Genomic DNA, 17744 nt, shown 5'->3' on the forward strand with positions numbered 1-17744 from the left:
ATGGGCACCGCTACGGGCTTTGAGCGGCGCGGATCACCTCAGCCACAGGGCCCGGAGCGGTCGCGCTCGCTGCGATCAGGGCCAGGCACGTCGCGGATCGCGGCGAGCCGTGGATGCGTGAGGCTATCGTCAGGCATGCCGCGGAAGTTGGAAGATATTGCCGATCCGCCGGTGGGCGGCCGCACAGCTGCACCGCCGCCCAGATGTACGCGTACGGCGGGCGCGGCGGATCGTCGCGCGCGCTCAGCCGCTCCGATTCCCCTATGGCTGGAGCGGCCACACGATCTGCCCGTGCAGAACCTCCAGCGCATCCGGTGTCGAGGCCTCGTGGAACCTCAAGCAGCCGATCGAAACGGCATGGTCCGCGAGCCGGTGGGTGTCGTGAACTCGCCCGGCCAGCCAGCAGAGCAGCTCGCCGATCTTCTCGAAGTCGTCCGGATGGATTTCCTGCCGGGAGGTCAGCGACCAGCCCTTCCGCGGCGGATCCGCGCGGCCGGCCAGCGCCGAGCCGAGCACGCCGCCCACCCGCCAGGCCGCTCCGCTGCAGGCCAGCAGGGGACGAGGTTCGTCCTCGACCACCGGTTCCCCCGCCTCGTTCACCACTACGTACGGGAACTCGGTCACGATGGACAGGCGCTCCGGCTGCGGCCCGATTCCCAGGTGCCAGCGCAGTTCGGCTAGCTCCTGCTCGGAGAGCTCGTCCCGCAGATCGACCGATACCGCCAACTCGTACACGTCACTCACGCCACGCACCCTACAGAGGCTGCCCACCACACCCTGTCCGACCCGGACAGGGCAGTGCACCCCCTACGCACCGCTCCAGGACCTGCCACACCACGCCCCCGCCCCCGCACTCGCACCCTCAGTTCGGCCACGTTTCCGTTCAGGCCCGTTCCATGCCCGAATCTGTTTACATCCTCGAACCACGGGCGTAACCTGACGACGAAACCACTCAGTCGGGCATGGAACGGATTCAAAACAACATGTATGCACCGGAGCGGCAGCAAGCGATCCTCCACCTCGCCCGCGAGAGCGGCCGGGTCGATGTGCTGTCCCTGGCCGAGGAATTCCAGGTCACCGCCGAGACCGTGCGGCGTGATCTGAAGAGTCTCGACCGGGCCGGACTGCTGCGGCGTGTCCATGGTGGTGCGATCCCGGCCGGGCGGCTCGACTTCGAGCCCGATCTCGCCGAGCGCGACGCGGTAGCCATCGACGAGAAGGAGCGCATCGCGACAGCCGCGATCGCCGAGCTCCCCACCGACGGCAGCGTGATCATCGACGCGGGCAGCACGGCCGCCCGGCTGGCCGCGGCCATTCCGCTCGACGCCCACCTCACCGTGGTCACCCATGCACTGCCGGTGGCCGCCCGGCTCGCCGACCACCCGGGCATCGCACTGCATCTGGTCGGCGGCCGGGTCCGGCCCCGCACTCGCGCCGCCGTCGATGCCTGGGCGTTGAACACCTACCGCGAGATCAACGCCGACGTCGTCTTCCTTGCCACCAACGGCTTCTCGCCGAAGGGCGGTCTGACCACGCCGGACCTGGCCGAGGCCGCCGTCAAGCGCGCCATGATCGCCGCCGCCAGGCGAGTCGTGCTCCTGGCCGACTCAGCCAAGCTCGGCCAGGAGCACTTCGCCCGGTTCGGCGATCTCGCCCAGGTCGATCTACTCATCACCGACACCGGACTCGGCTCCGACGACGCCCTCGCCATCGAGGGCCAGGGCACGGAAGTAGTACGCGCATGATCCTCACCGTCACCCCCAATCCAAGCCTCGACCGGACGTACGAGCTGCCCGGACTGACACGCGGGGCGGTGCTCCGGGCCACGGACGACCGGGTCGACCCCGGGGGCAAAGGCATCAACGTCTCGCGCGCGGTCGCGGCGGCCGGCCGCCGCACGATCGCTGTCGCACCGCTCGGCGGGCCCGAGGGCGAGCTGCTCGCCCGGCTGCTGGGCGAGTACGGCATCGAGGCGGCCGGTGTGCCGATCGTCGGGAGCACTCGTATCAATGTCACGCTCGTCGAGCCCGACGGAACGCTCACCAAGGTCAATGCGGTGGGCCCGCAGATCACCGCGGCCGAGGCCGAGGCTCTGCTGGATGCCGTCCAGACCAGGTCGGCGGCCACGGACTGGATCGCCTGCTGCGGCAGCCTGCCGCGCGGACTGCCCCCGGAGTGGTACGCCGAGCTGGTGGCCCGGAGTCACCGTGCCGGGGCCTCGATCGCCCTCGACACCTCCGGCGCGGCGCTGACCGCGGCGCTGCGGGAGCGCCCCGATGTGATCAAGCCGAACGTGGAGGAGCTCGCCGAGGCCGTCGGTCGCCCGCTGGCGACGGTGGGCGATGCCGTGAAGGCGGCGGAGGAGCTCCGCGAGCGCGGTGCCCGATCCGTTCTGGCCAGCCTCGGGGCCGACGGCCAGTTGCTGGTCGACGGCGCGGGTACGTACTTCGGCAGCGCTCGGGTGAACACGGTCCGCAGCAACGTCGGAGCGGGCGACGCCTCCCTGGCCGGCTTCCTCGCCGCGGGTGGAAGCGGCCCGGCCGCGCTCGCCGCGGCGGTCGCCCACGGCGCGGCGGCCGTGCAGCTGCCGGGCAGTGTCATGCCGACCCCCGCCGATCTCGATCTTTCGGCGGTCACCACGACCACCGAAGTCCCCCTGGACCGACCCCTGACGGAGCCGACTTCATGACTGCCGCGCATCCGCAACCCAGCCCGCCGACCCGAGTGTCCCCCCGAGCCGCCCACAGGACGGTCCACAAGCAAGGAGCCCCGCGATGAGTGAACTGATCACCGCGGAACTGGTCGATCTCGATCTGTCCGCCGAGACGAAGCACGATGCCGCACGGTCGCTCGCCGAGCGGATGGTGTCCGAGGGCCGGGTGACCGATCTCGACGGCTTCCTCGCCGATGTCGAAGCCCGTGAGGCACAGATGCCGACCGGTCTGGATGGTGGCATCGGCATCCCGCACTGCCGCAGCGAGCATGTCACGGCGCCCACACTCGCGTTCGGCCGCAGTGGCCCGGGCATCGACTTCGGCGCGGCGGACGGCCCCGCCGATCTGATCTTCCTGATTGCCGCGCCGGCCGGGGCCGACGACGACCACCTCACCATCCTCTCCGCCCTGGCGCGACGGCTGATGGACCGGGAATTCACGGACGCGCTGCGCGCGGAGCGCGACCCCGGTGCGGCCGCGGCCCTGATCCGCGGCGAGGAGGCCGCTCCGGCCGGCTCGGCTCCGGAGGCCTCGGCACCGGATGACGCGCCGGCTCCGAAGACCTCGGCCTCGGACGACGCGCCGATGGCGGGCCCTGTCACAGGCAGCGCCGCACCGGCCGCCGAACCCTTCCGGATCGTCGCCGTCACCTCATGTCCGACCGGTATCGCACACACCTACATGGCCGCCGAGTCACTGGCGGCGGCGGCCCGTGCCGACGGCGTGGTACTCGATGTCGAGACGCAGGGATCAGCCGGGTTCGAGCGGCTCGATCCCGAGCTGATCGCCGCCGCCGACGCGGTCATCTGGGCACATGACGTCGAGGTGCGCGACAGGGCACGGTTCGACGGCAAGCCGATCGTCGACACCGGGGTCAAGGCGGGAATCAACCGCCCTGCCGAGCTGATCGCCGAGGCCCGGCAGAAGGCGGAGCGTGGCGAGACCAGCACCGTGGCGGCCGGCGCCGGACAGCAGGACGGCAGAGCCGCGCCCGGCGGTGACCACGCGCACTTCGGGGTCCGGCTCCGGACCTACCTGATGTCCGGTGTCAGTTACATGGTGCCGTTCGTCGCGGCGGGCGGGCTCCTCATCGCGCTGTCGTTCGCCATCGGCGGCTACGAGATAGCCGGCGCGAAATCCGTCGCGGACCACTTCGTCTGGGGCCAGGCCGACAGCTGGGCCGCTCTGCTCAACCAGATCGGCACCGCCGCCTTCGCCTTCCTGGTGCCGGTGCTTGCCGGGTATATCGCGTACGGCATGGCTGACCGGCCGGCGCTCGTCCCCGGCTTCGTGGGCGGCGCCATCGCACTGACCATCGACGCGGGCTTCCTCGGCGGCCTCACGGCGGGTCTGCTGGCCGGTGCGGTGGTGATGGCGATCCAACGCGTGAAGGTCCATCCCACGTTGCGGGGCATCATGCCGGTGCTGGTGATTCCCCTGATCGCCTCGGCGGTCGTCGGCTTCCTGATGTTCATCGTGGTCGGCAAGCCGATCGCGTCCCTCCAACACGCCCTGACCGACGGCCTCAACGGGCTCTCCGGCTCGAACGCGATCATTCTCGGCATCGTCCTCGGCCTGATGATGTGCTTCGACATGGGCGGGCCGCTCAACAAGGTGGCGTACGCCTTCGCGGTCGGCGGTCTGGCCGACCCGACGCCCGGCAGCCTCAAGGTGATGGCCGCGGTGATGGCGGCCGGCATGGTGCCGCCGCTGGCCATGGCACTCGCGACCACGGTGCGCGGCAGGCTGTTCAGCAAGGCCGAGCGGGAGAACGGCCGGGCGGCCTGGGTCCTGGGCGCTTCGTTCATCACCGAGGGCGCGATCCCGTTCGCGGCGGCCGACCCGCTCCGGGTGATCCCGTCGGTGATGGCCGGCGGCGCGGTGACCGGCGCCCTGTCGATGGCTTTCGGCTGCACCTTGCGCGCCCCGCACGGTGGCATCTTCGTGGTGCCGCTCATCGGGAATCCACTCCTCTACCTGCTGGCCATCGCCGCCGGTACGACGGTCGCGACCGCCCTGGTGGTCCTGCTCAAGGGCGTGCGCCGGAGCACGGAGGCGCCAGCCCCGGCGACCGATACGCCCAAGGTCTCCGTCGCCGCCTGACGGAATCCCCGTACCCCCGACCCCACCGACACACAGGAGTTCCCCATGCATCAGCGCACCGTCGTCATTGGTTCCCGCAGCGGCCTTCACGCCCGCCCGGCCTCGTTGTTCGTCAAGGCGGCCACCCAGCAGCCGGTCAAGGTGACGATCGGCCGGGACGGCCAGGGCGCGGTCGACGCCCGGAGCCTGCTCTCCGTACTCGCCCTCGGTGCCCAGCACGGCGATTCAGTGGTGCTGGCCGCGGAGGGCGACGGCGCGGAGGCTGCTGTCGAGGAGCTGGCCGCGCTGCTCGCTCGCGACCTCGACGCGACGCAGTAACTTCGGCTGCCCCCACCGTCCCCCGAGCGCACACCGGCTCCGGGGACGGTGTGCGTTCCCGCCCACTGCTTCAGCCGCCGGATCAAACCCGTACGTCGAACCCGTACCCAGCCCCGGCACCTCATGAGAAGCTCTGCTCCGGGAAGTGGCCTTCTGTCACAGCTTCCTCCGAGCAGCCACGCCGGAGCACCACACCACCTTCGTGCACCTGAGCAAGTGGTCCCCAACCCCCGGGCAACCCGGCCACATTGGTGTGTGCGGCATCAGCGCAACGTTCCCGACACCGGCTCACAGCTTTCGGGCGAGCCGGAACCCCAGGTCGTCGATGCGGAAGGTCGGGTGGCTCTTTCGGCGGCACGACGCCCGGCAGCTTCGGGGCCGGTCGAATCCGCCCCCGCCACGGAACACCCGGTACGGACCGTAGACTTCCGGGTCATAGAGGTCCCAGCACCACTCCCACACGTTGCCGATCATGTCGTGGAGCCCCCACGCGTTGGGCATCCTGGTCGCGACGTCGTGCACCTCACCGCCCGAGTTCCCGCGGTGCCAGGCGATCTCGTCCAGGTCCCCGTAGCGGATGCCGGAGGTTCCGGCCCTGCACGCGTACTCCCACTCCGCCTCGGACGGGAGTCGATAGCCGTCGGCCTGCCAGTCGCAGACCACGTCCAGCCCGTCGGGGTCGTCGCCCGTCGAGTAGCAGGGCTGGAGCCCCGTCGTCTGCGAGAGGAGGTTGCAGAACCGGACAGCATCGTTCCAGGAGATCTCGGTCACGGGTGTACGCGGACCGGCCGAACTCACCGGTGCCTCACCGCGAACCGCGCGGTAGAGCTCACAGGTCACGGGATACGGCGCCAGTCGGAAGGCACCCGACCTCCACCTTCCAGTCCGTCATCGTGCCCTCGTCGCGCAGGACGATCTCTCCGGCGGGAACGCTCCTCATGTTCTCGGAATTCACCTGGCGAAGTATGGCTTCCGCGCTCATCACAACTCCTCGTGCACGCCGGCGCATCAAGCCGGTGCGCCGGACCGACAAGCTCACGGGTGGATGACCCGTACTGCTGTCTCCTGAGCAACTGACCATACATACGAGGGCGGCGCGGCAGCGCCAGGCGGGATCTCTATTCCCGTGCCGACCGCCGGCTCTGCGGCCGCTGGTCCATCCCATCCACCATTTCCCGAACTGGGTCACCGTTCCCTCGGCCCGTCATCGAGAAGGGTCTCGTGGTGGCAGTCGGACGACATCGACGTGGCCCAAAGGGGATCGATGTGGCCCAGCCAGGCGTCCTGTTCGTCCGCCAACGGTTGCGTCAGGGGAAGCGGGAGGAAGCGGCATGCGAAGGTGAGGCCGGCGTCGTCGCCGTCTCCCATGACACGGTGCTCCCACACATCAGGGGTGTCGGCCGGTGCCCGGAGGAAGAAGAAGGTGGTCCGGCGTGGCTGTCCCGTATCGGGGTGCGGCTTGTCCTCCATGGCGATCCGGCGGACCACGACGACTGCCGACAGCCCGGTTTCTTCAGCGACCTCTCGCAGGACAGCCTGTTCCAGTTCCTCGCCCGGTCCGACTCCGCCTGCGGGCACCTGAGTGCCGGCCGCCGGCATTCCTATGTGGTCGAACACCAGCAACTCGGGTACGGCACGGTGCCGGATCACGTATGCGGCGACACGAATTCTTGGTCGGGTCATACAGCCACTATCTGGCGTCGGCTCGGTGAGCCGATCTGACCGGTGACCGTTGAGTTCGACGATGCCGGCCTTGTCATAGCCAGAGAGCCTGATGAGGACGGGGCCTACCGCTTCCCTCGCCATGACCGGGCACCGGACAGCGCACGGTGCTCGCTGCCCCTGGCCGAGGCATTGCACGCGCGGATCCGGCCCGTCGGAACTGCTGAGACCGTGCTGCGGAACTGGGTGGCGGGAGGTCCGGCGCAGCAAGTGGTTTCCTGGGACGATCCGGCGGCAGCCGATCCGGTGCGGGTCCGGGCCGGCGCGGTGGTGATTCGTGATGAACGGATGCTGCTCATCGGCTTCGAGGAGGACGGAGAGCCGTACTACGAGATCCCGGGCGGTGGAGTCGAGGCCGGTGAGATACTGCACGCCGCAGTGGTCCGCGAGCTGCGGGAGGAGTCCGGCCTGGGCGGCAGTGTGGTCAGGGAAGTGGCGCGCGTCTGGAAGGACAATCGACGTGAGCACTATTTCCTTGTGCATGCCGAAGGCGAGCTCGATGCCCGTGCGGAACTCGACAACCATGGCGGTGCGCCCACGTGGATTCCGGTCGACCAGTTGCCCACCACTCCGCTGTGGCCGCGGCGGCTGGCCTGGCGCATCGCTCACTGGCACACGGCAGGCTGGCCGACCCGGCCGGCCGAACTCGCCGACAGCATCAACGACCTGGGCGCTGCCTGCACTTGGTGAGCGTTCGCTGCGCTCGTCGTCGATGCTGATGGCGCCAGGCGCCGGTGGCCGGAATGTGGGGACCCCGCCGCCCGAGCACCCGTCTCCCGAGCGCCTCGCGTCCGCCAGCAGGGCCTGCCGCATCCGAGCGATGGAGCTCATGCCGCGGCAGGCCCTCGCGCAGTGCGCGTCGTGCGCGTCATACGGACCGGATCCAACCGGTCCTCGTACGTCCCGTCAGGCTGTGTGCAGTGTCAGCCCGTACCGGTTCAGAATCTCATTGATCGGCTGGTGCCAGGTCTGCCCGCCGCTGGTGCAGTCGCCCCAGCCTCCCGATGTGACGCCCTGGGCCTGATCCCCGCTGATGAACGAGCCGCCCGAATCTCCCGGCTCGGCGCAGACGCTCGTCTTGGTCATCTGGTAGACCGCGCCCTGGCTGTAGTTCACGGTTTCGTTCGTGGCCAGCACGTTGCCGCAGTGCCAGTGGCTGGTGGAGCCGGAGCGGCATATCGAGGCCCCGATGGGTGCCTCTGCGGAACCCCGCACCAACTGGTCCGAAACGGTGCCCCAGCCGAGGACCACGGGGACGGTCCACCAGCCGTTGCCGACGCTGACCCAGGCATAGTCGTCACCGGGGAAGGACGACCCCTGGAAGCTACCGATCGCCGAACGGTCCCAGCCGCTGACCGCAGCACCGGTCTGTCCGCAATGTCCTGCCGTGACGAAGCCGCCGTGAACGGAGAAGCCGATGGAGCATCGGACGTTGCCCGTGTAGTAGGGATCGCCGCCCACGGTTCCGGCAGAGAAGGTCCTGGGGGCCTGGGCTGTCCGGTTCACCTGCACGGGGCCGGTTCTGCGGGCCCGTTCGACGAACTCGCGGACATCGTTGTCATCAGCTGCCGAAGCGACAACGTCGATGACGACCCGGTTGGCCTTCGGGTCGACGTGCCAGCTGCTGACGCCGTCCGGTGCCACCAGACCGTCGATCCGCGTCTTGGTCGCGTCGAGCTGCCGCGCACTGTGGCGCACCAGCCGGACGGACGCGCCGGACGCTCGTACGGCGCCCGACTTCCGGCCGTCGGTGACGGCCACTGTGAGCCTGCCCGTGGCCGGGTCGAACCAGGAGCCGGCGTAGGACGATCCGGCGGCCCGTCGCGCCTTTCCCTGTACGGCGGTTGCGGTCTTCTCCGCGGCCAGTCGCACCCTGGCCTGATCTTCCGTCAGGCCGAGGTCTCTCCGCATGGCGGAGAGCATTCCTGCGGACGCCGACGCTTCATCGGTCGCTGAACGGGTTGTCGCGGAGGGCGAGTCCATGGGCGAGTCCACGGCGGCGGCAGATGCCGGACCGGAGGCAAGGCCCACGGTCGCCCAGGCTCCGACAACCAGTGCGGCAGCCAGGCTCGCACGCAGCGCGTTCATACATCTCAAGGCAATGGCCCTTCTGTTGTTCCGGCTTCGTGGGGGAGGAACAGCAGGCGTCCGGGAGCTCTCTTCTGAGAGCGCTCTCAGAGTGTGCCGCAACGGACTGTAACGCAGCACGCCTATCAGGTCCATGCCAATGAGCGTTTCCGGCCTGCCGATTGGCGGGCACGTCCTGCCCCGTAGCCCCCGCACCCGGACCCGCCGCTCTCCGCGCGGCGCGGGCACCTATGCTCGCGTCAGATGATCGCGCGTGCCCGATGCGCCAGCGTCCACCGCGTACCTTCGAGCAGCGACGCACTCTCCCGCAGGAGCCTCACCATGACATCTTCCGCCGACGAGCCCTCTTCCTGGAGCAGGTTGTGGAGGGGGTCCGAACGAATTCCCCATCTGCCTCTCGATGAGGAGACGCGGCGCAACGCGGACCTTCCGGGCACCTTGCTGCCCGCACCGGACGGGATGAACCATCCGGTGATCTTCGAGCCCGCCCTGAAGCAGTTCGCCAATGCCTACCGGGCGGGGGAACCGGACTTCGGCGATGGCCAGGAAGAGGTGGGGCGGGCATGGCATCGGGCACGGCGTACCGTACTGGACACGGTGCTCGCGTCCATCGCGAACGGCCCGTGGGGCGGCCATCTGGTGTTGCGTGGCAGCGTGTTGATGGCCACGTGGTTCGGAGAGGCCGCCCGTGACCCGGGAGATCTGGACTTCCTGTTCGTGCCCCGGGACTGGGCCATGGACGACCCCCGGACCTCGGGTCTCTTCGACACGATCGCCCGGGACGCGGCAGCGGTCGCCGCACGCGGCTCGGTCCGGATCGACGCGGCGGGCATGGTGACGGAGGACATCTGGACGTACGACCGGGTTCCGGGCCGGCGCATGCTGCTGCCGTGGACGGCAAACGGGGTGCCCGGCGGCACCGTACAGCTCGACGTGGTGTTCAACGAGATCCTGCCCTCCCCCGCCGCACCCACCGAACTGCAGCCGCTGGGAGACGGCCCGGGTTGTCGCGTGCAGGCCGTGTCCCCCGAGCTCTCACTGGCCTGGAAGTTGCTGTGGCTGGTCACCGACGCGTATCCGCAGGGCAAGGATCTGTACGATGCCGTGCTGCTCGCGGAACACACCCCGCCGAGCTACGAACTGGTGCGGGACGCCTTCGTTCTCGGCGGGACCGAGGGCCTTCGGCCCGCCGGCGCCTGGTGGCTCAACGAGTCGGAGCCGCAGACCGGTTGGGAGCACTTCACCGCCGAACACCCGTGGGTCACGGAGAGTGCGGCGAGCTACTGCGAACGTCTCGCGCGGGCTCTGACACCGCTGCTGGAGACGGCGAAGCGACCGGACGGCGCGGGCTCGGAGGTATCTGGCCGGTACGGGCAGTGGGCCCGGTGGCTGCAACCACTGGTGGAGTCCACGCGCGCGACAGCCGCGGAAAACCCCGCCGCCGCACTCGGGTTTCTGGCCGAAGGCGGGCAGGACGGGCTGACGGCGGCCGTCGTGGTCGTACGGGAGATCGCCGGGCCCCGGCAGATGGGTCTGGCGGAGGCACTCGCCGGCGTCCTGTCCCATGAGAGGAGTTGGCAGTACTGGCGGAACCACCCCGAGGCGTGTGACCGGGCCCTCGACGAGTTGCACTGATCGGCTCCCCCGGGCCCTGCCCCGCCCAGGTCAGCCGCCCCGGCCGATCGCGCTGCGCAGCATGGCGACCGTCGTCGCGGCGGCCGCGCGTTCCGCCACGTCCTCCGTCGCGCGTACTCGTTCCTCCAGGAGAACCACGGCTGCCTGGAGGACGCCCACGCGCACCGGCACGCTCTGCATCGCCGTCAGTACGGCCGCCGCCCGTTCGGCCGGAGTGGCCGTGGCGGCCTGCGGAATGAGGGTGGTGATTCCGCGCCCGAGCGCGCGGTCGCGAGGCGGCTGAGCCGCGGCTGTGGTCACCTGAGAAGTGTGCCGCACCGGACCCGGGGAATGGGTCAGCGACCTGGCTGCGACTCTTCGGGGCCTTCGTGCACATGGGCGTGGACACGTCTCAACAGCGCTGCCAGCTGGGCTTGTTCGGACAGGGTCAAGGGGGCGAGCAGAGCCTCCTGCACAGCCCGCGCCTCGTCCTGAAGCTCTGCGAGCAGTACGCGGCCGGCCGAGGTGGGCGTGACGGTCACCCGGCGGCGGTCGCCGGTGTCCCGGGCCCGGTCGACGAGACCGGCCACCGCGAGATCGTCCACGATCTTGACGATGTCACTGCGGTCGATGCCGAGCCGCGATGCCAGTTCCCGCTGCACATGAGGGCCGAAGTCGACGAGCGCCGACAGCACGGCCATGTGCCAGAGCCGCAGATCCCGCTCGGCCAGTCGCGCCGCCAGCCGGCTCCGCGCCGCCTTGCCCGTCTTGGACAGCAGATACGTCGTGAGTCCCAGGAGGCTGGGCGGGGTCTCGCTCATCGACGTTATCTTAGGCACGTACCAATCATAGGTCTTCACCTACTATCGGAGTGCATCATGGATGCCTTGCACCCACGTCTGCTGGTGAGCGGGTTCGCCGATTGCTTCCGCTTCTACGACGCGGTCCTGCCCCGCCTGATCGGGGCCGTCCGGGCCAGTGGCAGCGAGTCGGGCCCGTACGCGCACTGGGACGTCGACGGCCAGGGGGTGCTGGTGCTGTTCGATCGCGGTGCGATGGCCGCCGTCACAGGTGCTGCCGGGCTGCCGGCCGAGGCACCTCCCGCCCAGGACCGTTCGATGTTCGTCTGCCGGGTCGCAGATGTCGATGCCAGCCTGGCTCTGTGTCTCGCCCACGGCGCCGCGCACGTCGCCGGGGCGTGCGACCGGCCGGAGTGGGGACCCGGGCTCCGCACCGCCCATGTACGTGACCCCGACGGCTGTCTCATCGAGTTGCAGTCCTACTGAGCGGCTCAGGGCTGCGCCTGTCCGTACCCGGCCGGGGGCACGGACGACACCAGTGGCCCGCAGAGTACGGTTCGGCGCCGGTCGCGGATGAGGCGCCCGACACCCTGCCCGTGTCCTGCGCCCGATCGCCTCACCCTGTTGCTGCCATGTGCCCGCTCGCCGGCGTCCGGCCCTCGGGCCCACCGCCTCCCGCGATGCCTACCCCCGAGCCCAGTTACGCATGGCGGTCCGCGAGGAGAAGGCGGCAACGTCCTTGTCGAGCGGCCGGTCGGTGTACTGATGGATGCGCCAGGAGGCCTGGATCCGCGGCTTCCCCGCGGTCACGTAGTCTGCGATCCACAGCCCGTCCCCCGCGTACGACGTGGTGTCGTGATTCAGCCAGAAGTAGCGGTTGCAGTACAGCAGAACCTTGTGGTGGGGCCGCAGGCGCTTGACCTCACGGATGAAGCGGTCCTTCTCGGCGTTGCTCGCCCTTGTGCCCTCGCCGTTCTCCTCCCAGTCCACGGCGAGCAGATCACCCGCCTTCTCCGGAGCCTTGCTCACGAAGTACTCGGCCTGGGCCGTGATGTTCCCCGGCCAGAGAAAGTGATAGAAGCCGACCACGCACTCCGCGTCCCTCGCGCGTTTCACCTGCGCCGATAGATGCGGATTGATGTACGAACGACCTTCGGTGGCCTTGATGAAGACGAAGTCCAGTCCGTCCGTGTCGAAGGACGACTGATGGGAGCTGACATCGACGCCATGCAGCATGGACACCGCCTTCAAGTGGGCTCAGTGATTCCGTTCTCATCGTGTAGGTGCCCGCAGTCACTCGCTCCCATCCTTCGGATGAACGGGCGAACCGCTTTTCCCTCGCCTGGAATAGCAGCCGGAAACGGGTAGTTGATGAAGCGTCGAGACCACATCACCTACCGCAGTCGCCATCGGAAGGTCGGATCCATGAAGATCGGCATCATCGGAGCGGGCAACATCGGCGGAAACCTCACCCGTCGCCTCACCGCGCTTGGCCACGAGGTGTCCATCGCCAACTCACGCGGCCCTGAGACGCTCTCCGCACTCACCGAGGAGACCGGAGCCACGGCGGTCAACGCGGCGGAAGCGGCTCGGGACGCCCAGGTCGTTGTCGTCACCGTCCCTCTCAAGGCCGTCCCCGATCTGCCCGCCGGCCTGATCGACGGTGCCGCGGACGGGGTCGCGGTCATCGACACGGGCAACTACTACCCGCAACAGCGCGACGGCCGCATCGCCGCGATCGAGGACGGCAAGCCCGAGAGCCGGTGGACCGAGGAGCAGATCGGCCATCCGGTGATCAAGGCGTTCAACGGAACGTACGCGCAGGACATCCTCTCCAACGGCCGCCCCAAGGGCAGTCCCGGCCGTCAGGCACTGCCGGTGGCCGGTGACGACGCGGCGGCCAAGCAGGTGGTGCGCGACCTCATCGACGAGCTGGGTTTCGACACCGTGGACGCCGGGGGCCTCGACGAGTCCTGGCGTCAGCAGCCCGGCACGCCCGTTTACGGTCATCAGGGCGACGTGGAGGCCATCAGCAAAGCACTCGCCGAAGCGTCCCCCGAGCGCACGGCCGAGTGGCGCGCCTGACCAGCACCGCTGCCGGGATCGACGGGGTCGCCCTCGTCGATCCCCCCGTCAACGTCGGGCGCGTTCACATGCGCGCGCACTTGGGCTTGCGCCCGGTCCCGGAGAAGGCCGTGCGGCAGGCGAAGCCCTCGGTCGCTCCCGCGGCCGGCTACCCCGCAAACTCCACCTCAGCGCGGACGGAAAGTGCCGCCCACTCTCGTCGGCCGTCACGCCGCCCAGCAGGCGGATTGCGCCCGGTTCGAATCGATCAGGCAGCCTGTCTCCTCGAAAGCCCGACGTTCGCCGGGGGGGCGCCCCACACTGAAGGCGAGTCCACCCACTGGTCATGTTGTTCACTATTTGGAAACCTTGGCTGCTGTGATCTTCACACGGGCAAGATGCCTGGCATGACTACTGAGATACGGCAGGCGTACCTGCTGGCTGCCGAACGGGCTGTGCAGCTTCTGGCGGCGGATGAGGTGGCGCGTTGTTGGGAGAAGGAGTCAGTGCTGCCGGGGATGTCAGTGGGCGGACTGGCTGGTCACCTTGCGCGCAGCGTTCTGCAGGTCGAGTGGTTCCTTGATGGTCAGGTGCACGGTGCGGAGCCAGTATCGCCGGTGCGCTACTACGCCAGGCTCGTAGGCACGTCCGTACCCGACTCCGCGCTCAACGTCGGCGTGCGTGCACGGAGCGAGGAAACGGCCGCAGCCGGCCCCACCGTCGTGGGTGAGCAGGCTCAGGCTGCGTGGCAACGGCTGGCGCGGCGGTTGGACGAGGAACCGGCCGATCGGCGGGTGGCCATCCTCCACCGACCAGGAGAGGAAATGCTGCTCGACGGCTATCTCCAGACCCGCTGTGTCGAACTGACGATCCACCTCGATGACTTGGCATTGAGTGTGGGCGCTCCTTGCCCGGCGCCCGAAGCCGCGCTCGCCGTCGCAGTTGACGTGCTGGTCGCGGCTGCCCGCGAACGGCATGGCGATCAGGCCGTGTTGCATGCGCTGGCCAGACGTGAACGTGATGTGGACCAGGCTTTGCGCGTGCTGTAGGCAGTCTCACTCTTCGTCGGACACCCCGCCCGTGCAGCACCGCCGTCGAGGAGAGCGGGGTTGTCCCGGCGGTAGCTCACCCGCGAGGTCCCGCCCGTTGCGCATCTCCTGAACAGCGAACCGGTGATCGGAGAGACACGGCCCAATCGTCGAAGGCGGGCTGCGGCGGACCTTCTCCCACGCGAGTGTCTCGTGCGGGCCCTTCGAGGTGGGCCTGGATCGCGTCGGTCGCATCATTGCCGAGCGGCAGTCGCAGTGGCGGCTCCTCGGCGGCGAGAGCGGTGAGGAGGGCCGCCGCGGCCTTGCGACCGGCCACCCATGCTGCTCATCTGCACGATGGAGCCGGACTGCTGACGGCGCATGTGGGGCGGCACCGCGCGGACCAGTGCCGCGGGGCCGAAGAAGTGCAGGTCCATCGGGTCCCGCAGTTCCTGGCCGGTGTGCCGAGCCGCTGCGGACCGTGTTCGCCTGGGTAGACGGCACGGACAACAACTTCGTGCGGGAGTTGGCCCACGTCGTGCGTGAACTGGCGGCCGCGGTCCGGACCCGGGCCCGGACCCCGACGACCGAACCGGTACTACTGGGCGTCGTCCGGACGGGCCGGAAGGCTGTCCATGAACGAGCTGACGGAGAAGACGGCGCGCCCGGGTCCGGGCGGGCCGTAGCCGGGGGGCGAGCTGAGGCCGTACTCCTCCATGGTCGCGCGATAGGCGTCCAGCAGTCGGATGTGGTACTCCAGCGGCGCTCCGTCCGGGTTGGTCTTCCCGAGCGGGGTGGTGGGCTCCGGGCACCAGGTGGTGAACCGCGGGGTGATGCCGTGCGACATGAAGAACCGCAGGCCCTCGGTGGTCGAGGCGATGGCTTCGTCCACCGTGGTGAAGCCGAAGGGCTCGGCCATCTCCACGCCCGCCACAAAGTTGGGGATGACATTGCGAGGGCCGAAGACCTCGGCGGAGTCCAGGATGCGGCGGTGCCACTCGTCACGGCCCACGTAGCGTTCCTTGCCCGGGCAGTAGAGCTCGAACAGCCGGCGGTCCCACACCTCGTAGTTGGGGTGGTAGATCTGCACGCCGTAGTCGTGGAACCGCTGCACGTCGGCCTTGGGCAGGGCCTGGGCGACGACCTTGCCGATCCAGCGGCCGGGGAAGCGCTCCTCGATGGCCTTGGCGTACTGCCCGTAGAAATCGGCCTCGTCGCGCCCGCCGATGTGGGATGTGATGGCCCCGCCGGTGAGAGTGTAGGCGGTGGAGGTCTTCGCCGTGTCGTACTTGTCGATGATGGCGAGCGCCTCCAGGACCTCTTCGACCGGCTTCACTCCGGTGTACGGGCGTCCTGCCGCCTTGTGCTGGCGCCAGTTGTGGTTGATGTCGCAGTACTGACACTCCTCCTTCGCCCCGAAGTACTGGCAGACCCGGAAGACCGTCAGGTAGACGAGGTATCCCCACTGGATGGTGGGCGCCACCTCCATCACGGACTTGCCGTTCTCCAGCGTGTGCCGGTAATAGTCCGGCATGGGCGGCAGACCAACGTCGGAAATGCGGCGGCCGTCGAGATACAGCCCGAGCACGCCGTCGTCGTCGGCCGCGACACGGTACGGGGACGCCGGGTTGACCCGCACCGACACGACGGTCCTGCGCAGGTCGTACGGACCGCCGGTGAGGACGATCTCCTCCGGCGGACGGCGGAGGGCGGCCGCGCCGAGCTCGGGGAGCGTGCCGTGGTCGAACGAGAAGATGAAGTAGGACTTCGGCTTGACGTCACCGCCCTCGTTGTCGCTGAGCGCGGACTCGTCGAACGCCACGCCGCCGCGCAGCAGATCCTCCTTGATGACGGCTTCCCGGGGCACGTGCGGGAACTGCTCCATGAGGCGCTCGACCAGACGGGTGCGGTTCCCGTCCGTGGGACTTGGTTCGGTGCGGCTGCGGTCGGTACTGCTGGGCATGTGCGGGACTCCTCGGTCCGGTCGTCTGCGGCGTTCCGGGTACGCCACACTGTGCAACGAACCGGACACGTCCGCAGTGCCCCGACGCACCGGCCGATTCGTCCCGGTGCGGCGTGGACGGTCCGCGGCCGTCAGTGGTGCGGGCCGGGTCGTGCGTCGGTGGCTGCCTCCGGACCGGGATTCACCGGTCCCAGTGCGCGGGGCGGCTGAGGGACGGCGGGAGCTTCGTCGCCGCGTTACCCCTGGCCGCGTTGAGCTGGGCCTGAGTGAGAAAGAGGCTTCCGGTGAGGTCGGCACCGGACAGCTCCGCGTCCCGGAAGTCGGCACCGATCAGGTCGGCCAGACGCAGATCGGCACCGGTGAGGTCCGCCGCGATCAAATACGCGCCGCGCAGGTCGGCGCCCCGCAGATCGGCGCCCTTGAGCCTGGCTCCGATGAGGTCGGCGCCGCGATGGTCGCGCTTCTTCCTGCGCGGCGCCGTCGCTCGTACCAGCTCGCTGGTACGGAGCAGCAGCTCGGCCACGACGTCGCGGTGCCCGGCCACGTCCAGTTCACCGAACGCGTCCGCCGGGAGGCCGGTGAGGCGTTCCGTCTCGTCGAGGGTGCGCCGGATCTCCTGGTGGAGGGGCCGCGCGGGTTCCAGGGACAGCGCTTCGGTGAGGTACCAGAGGAGTTCATGGAGCTGCCGCATGACCGGGAACACCTGGAACATCTGCTGGGCGATCCGCGGGGCACTGCGCCAGTCCTGGCCGTCGAAGGTCTCGCCGGAGACCTTCTGGCCCGCCCCGAAGCAGTCGTACACGGTGCAGCCGGGGAAGCCCTGGGTGCGCAGCTCGGTGTGGATGCCGCAGCGGAAGTCCTCCTGGAGGTTCCGGCATGGCTTCCCGGCGTCCTTGTCGATCGCGAAGTCCGCGGACCGTGTCAGGGTCAGCGCTACACAGCACAGCCCGAAGCAGTTCGCGCAGTCGGCGCGCAGCGCGGCACGGGCGGTGCGATCGGTGCCGGGGCCTTGGACGTTGTCGGGCACGGTGCGCGGATCCTCTGGGTACGGAGCTGTCGGACGGTCGACCTTATCGGGATCCGTCACCCGTTCGCGTCAATTTCGTGATCACTGAATTCGGAGGGCCGACCGATCCCGACCTCTGCGAGCACGGGATGAACAGAGAGCTGGTTCCGCGGTGCCGGCCATGCACCACGCGGTGAAGGCGGCGCTCGACCCGCACGGCATTCTCAACCCGGGCAAGGGGCTCGGCGGTATCGGGCCGGCGCGTGCCGGTGAAGGGGACGCCCCGCAGGCGTGACCCGGAGCATCGGGCGTGGTGGCATCGGC

The 17744-nt window shown here is 69.3% G+C and carries 18 protein-coding genes and 3 pseudogenes; 11 read left to right on the top strand and 10 right to left on the bottom strand.

Annotated elements, in window-relative coordinates; all coding sequences use genetic code 11:
* Nucleotides 1-261 precede the first annotated feature (261 nt).
* Nucleotides 262-744, bottom strand: a complete 483-nt coding sequence (locus ABZY11_RS12625) for a hypothetical protein (protein WP_356479120.1) — start codon at nucleotides 742-744, stop codon at nucleotides 262-264.
* Between the two features lie 239 nt (nucleotides 745-983).
* Between ABZY11_RS12625 and ABZY11_RS12630 the strand changes: the two genes are divergently transcribed.
* The 4 genes from ABZY11_RS12630 to ABZY11_RS12645 all read left to right on the top strand — a co-directional run bounded on the left by ABZY11_RS12630 (nucleotide 984) and on the right by ABZY11_RS12645 (nucleotide 5135).
* Nucleotides 984-1745, top strand: coding sequence for a DeoR/GlpR family DNA-binding transcription regulator (locus tag ABZY11_RS12630; protein WP_356479155.1), 762 nt, complete (start codon nucleotides 984-986; stop codon nucleotides 1743-1745).
* Nucleotides 1742-2689, top strand: coding sequence for a 1-phosphofructokinase (gene pfkB, locus ABZY11_RS12635; RefSeq protein WP_356479121.1), 948 nt, complete (start codon nucleotides 1742-1744; stop codon nucleotides 2687-2689). Before ABZY11_RS12630 ends, pfkB begins: the two co-directional genes overlap by 4 nt.
* Nucleotides 2690-2774: 85 nt before the next feature.
* Nucleotides 2775-4817: a fructose-specific PTS transporter subunit EIIC gene (locus ABZY11_RS12640; protein ID WP_356479122.1), complete on the top strand. Its 2043-nt coding sequence runs from the start codon at nucleotides 2775-2777 to the stop codon at nucleotides 4815-4817.
* A gap of 45 nt (nucleotides 4818-4862) precedes the next feature.
* Entirely contained in the window at nucleotides 4863-5135 is a 273-nt protein-coding gene (locus ABZY11_RS12645) for an HPr family phosphocarrier protein (RefSeq protein ID WP_356479123.1), read from the top strand.
* 288 nt (nucleotides 5136-5423) lie between these two features.
* Here the strand turns inward: ABZY11_RS12645 and ABZY11_RS12650 are convergent.
* Nucleotides 5424-6075, bottom strand: a pseudogene (locus tag ABZY11_RS12650) (SUMF1/EgtB/PvdO family nonheme iron enzyme).
* A 245-nt stretch (nucleotides 6076-6320) separates the two neighbouring features.
* Nucleotides 6321-6818: an NUDIX domain-containing protein gene (locus ABZY11_RS12655; RefSeq protein WP_356479124.1), complete on the bottom strand. Its 498-nt coding sequence runs from the start codon at nucleotides 6816-6818 to the stop codon at nucleotides 6321-6323.
* Between the two features lie 42 nt (nucleotides 6819-6860).
* Between ABZY11_RS12655 and ABZY11_RS12660 the strand changes: the two genes are divergently transcribed.
* The gene (locus ABZY11_RS12660) at nucleotides 6861-7547 is read left to right on the top strand and encodes an NUDIX domain-containing protein (protein ID WP_356479125.1); all 687 of its coding nucleotides are present in this window, start codon (nucleotides 6861-6863) and stop codon (nucleotides 7545-7547) included.
* Nucleotides 7548-7763: 216 nt separating this feature from the next.
* On the opposite strand, the gene ABZY11_RS12665 is transcribed toward ABZY11_RS12660, so the two are convergent.
* A complete protein-coding gene (locus ABZY11_RS12665; protein ID WP_356479126.1) occupies nucleotides 7764-8945 on the bottom strand; it encodes a S1 family peptidase in 1182 nt (393 codons plus the stop codon).
* A gap of 321 nt (nucleotides 8946-9266) precedes the next feature.
* On the opposite strand from ABZY11_RS12665, the gene ABZY11_RS12670 reads away from it, so the two are divergent.
* Nucleotides 9267-10580: a nucleotidyl transferase AbiEii/AbiGii toxin family protein gene (locus ABZY11_RS12670; RefSeq protein WP_356479127.1), complete on the top strand. Its 1314-nt coding sequence runs from the start codon at nucleotides 9267-9269 to the stop codon at nucleotides 10578-10580.
* A 30-nt stretch (nucleotides 10581-10610) separates the two neighbouring features.
* On the opposite strand, the gene ABZY11_RS12675 is transcribed toward ABZY11_RS12670, so the two are convergent.
* Nucleotides 10611-10880, bottom strand: coding sequence for a hypothetical protein (locus tag ABZY11_RS12675; RefSeq protein WP_356479128.1), 270 nt, complete (start codon nucleotides 10878-10880; stop codon nucleotides 10611-10613).
* Nucleotides 10881-10915: 35 nt separating this feature from the next.
* Nucleotides 10916-11380 carry a MarR family winged helix-turn-helix transcriptional regulator gene (locus ABZY11_RS12680; protein WP_356479156.1) on the bottom strand — a complete coding sequence of 155 codons (465 nt, stop codon included), beginning with the start codon at nucleotides 11378-11380 and terminating at the stop codon, nucleotides 10916-10918.
* 57 nt (nucleotides 11381-11437) lie between these two features.
* Here ABZY11_RS12680 and ABZY11_RS12685 point away from each other — a divergent pair, with 57 nt between their 5' ends.
* Complete coding sequence (locus ABZY11_RS12685) at nucleotides 11438-11845, top strand: glyoxalase/bleomycin resistance/extradiol dioxygenase family protein (protein WP_356479129.1); 408 nt, start codon at nucleotides 11438-11440, stop codon at nucleotides 11843-11845.
* 198 nt (nucleotides 11846-12043) lie between these two features.
* On the opposite strand, the gene ABZY11_RS12690 is transcribed toward ABZY11_RS12685, so the two are convergent.
* A complete protein-coding gene (locus ABZY11_RS12690; RefSeq protein ID WP_356479130.1) occupies nucleotides 12044-12595 on the bottom strand; it encodes a glycoside hydrolase family 25 protein in 552 nt (183 codons plus the stop codon).
* 135 nt (nucleotides 12596-12730) lie between these two features.
* Between ABZY11_RS12690 and ABZY11_RS12695 the strand changes: the two genes are divergently transcribed.
* From ABZY11_RS12695 to ABZY11_RS12705, 3 genes and pseudogenes are all read left to right on the top strand, one after another.
* Nucleotides 12731-13444 (top strand): NAD(P)-binding domain-containing protein, encoded by a 714-nt coding sequence (locus ABZY11_RS12695; RefSeq protein ID WP_356479131.1) that lies wholly within the window; start codon nucleotides 12731-12733, stop codon nucleotides 13442-13444.
* A gap of 121 nt (nucleotides 13445-13565) precedes the next feature.
* A pseudogene (locus ABZY11_RS12700) lies at nucleotides 13566-13655 on the top strand (IS5/IS1182 family transposase); the annotation flags it as partial.
* A gap of 175 nt (nucleotides 13656-13830) precedes the next feature.
* Nucleotides 13831-14472 carry a maleylpyruvate isomerase N-terminal domain-containing protein gene (locus ABZY11_RS12705; protein ID WP_356479132.1) on the top strand — a complete coding sequence of 214 codons (642 nt, stop codon included), beginning with the start codon at nucleotides 13831-13833 and terminating at the stop codon, nucleotides 14470-14472.
* Between the two features lie 202 nt (nucleotides 14473-14674).
* Here ABZY11_RS12705 and ABZY11_RS12710 read toward each other — a convergent pair.
* The 3 genes and pseudogenes from ABZY11_RS12710 to ABZY11_RS12720 all read right to left on the bottom strand — a co-directional run.
* A pseudogene (locus ABZY11_RS12710) lies at nucleotides 14675-14903 on the bottom strand (SDR family NAD(P)-dependent oxidoreductase); the annotation flags it as partial.
* A 146-nt stretch (nucleotides 14904-15049) separates the two neighbouring features.
* Complete coding sequence (locus ABZY11_RS12715; protein ID WP_356479133.1) at nucleotides 15050-16414, bottom strand: radical SAM protein; 1365 nt, start codon at nucleotides 16412-16414, stop codon at nucleotides 15050-15052.
* A gap of 181 nt (nucleotides 16415-16595) precedes the next feature.
* Complete coding sequence (locus ABZY11_RS12720; RefSeq protein WP_356479134.1) at nucleotides 16596-17441, bottom strand: pentapeptide repeat-containing protein; 846 nt, start codon at nucleotides 17439-17441, stop codon at nucleotides 16596-16598.
* Nucleotides 17442-17592: 151 nt separating this feature from the next.
* On the opposite strand from ABZY11_RS12720, the gene ABZY11_RS12725 reads away from it, so the two are divergent.
* A complete protein-coding gene (locus ABZY11_RS12725) occupies nucleotides 17593-17715 on the top strand; it encodes an FAD-linked oxidase C-terminal domain-containing protein (protein ID WP_356479135.1) in 123 nt (40 codons plus the stop codon).
* Nucleotides 17716-17744 lie beyond the last annotated feature (29 nt).

It is taken from the genome of Streptomyces sp. NPDC006510 (genome assembly GCF_040611955.1).
Classification (GTDB): Bacteria; Actinomycetota; Actinomycetes; order Streptomycetales; family Streptomycetaceae; genus Streptomyces.

Excerpts from the sequence above, each read along its gene's own strand:
- ABZY11_RS12630 (WP_356479155.1), top strand. The coding sequence starts at position 984 with ATGTATGCACCGGAGCGGCAGCAAGCGATCCTCCACCTCGCCCGCGAG.
- pfkB (WP_356479121.1), top strand. The coding sequence starts at position 1,742 with ATGATCCTCACCGTCACCCCCAATCCAAGCCTCGACCGGACGTACGAG.
- ABZY11_RS12640 (WP_356479122.1), top strand. The coding sequence starts at position 2,775 with ATGAGTGAACTGATCACCGCGGAACTGGTCGATCTCGATCTGTCCGCC.
- ABZY11_RS12645 (WP_356479123.1), top strand. The coding sequence starts at position 4,863 with ATGCATCAGCGCACCGTCGTCATTGGTTCCCGCAGCGGCCTTCACGCC.
- ABZY11_RS12655 (WP_356479124.1), bottom strand. The coding sequence starts at position 6,818 with ATGACCCGACCAAGAATTCGTGTCGCCGCATACGTGATCCGGCACCGT.
- ABZY11_RS12665 (WP_356479126.1), bottom strand. The coding sequence starts at position 8,945 with ATGAACGCGCTGCGTGCGAGCCTGGCTGCCGCACTGGTTGTCGGAGCC.
- ABZY11_RS12670 (WP_356479127.1), top strand. The coding sequence starts at position 9,267 with ATGACATCTTCCGCCGACGAGCCCTCTTCCTGGAGCAGGTTGTGGAGG.
- ABZY11_RS12680 (WP_356479156.1), bottom strand. The coding sequence starts at position 11,380 with ATGAGCGAGACCCCGCCCAGCCTCCTGGGACTCACGACGTATCTGCTG.
- ABZY11_RS12685 (WP_356479129.1), top strand. The coding sequence starts at position 11,438 with ATGGATGCCTTGCACCCACGTCTGCTGGTGAGCGGGTTCGCCGATTGC.
- ABZY11_RS12690 (WP_356479130.1), bottom strand. The coding sequence starts at position 12,595 with ATGCTGCATGGCGTCGATGTCAGCTCCCATCAGTCGTCCTTCGACACG.
- ABZY11_RS12695 (WP_356479131.1), top strand. The coding sequence starts at position 12,731 with ATGAAGCGTCGAGACCACATCACCTACCGCAGTCGCCATCGGAAGGTC.
- ABZY11_RS12705 (WP_356479132.1), top strand. The coding sequence starts at position 13,831 with ATGACTACTGAGATACGGCAGGCGTACCTGCTGGCTGCCGAACGGGCT.
- ABZY11_RS12715 (WP_356479133.1), bottom strand. The coding sequence starts at position 16,414 with ATGCCCAGCAGTACCGACCGCAGCCGCACCGAACCAAGTCCCACGGAC.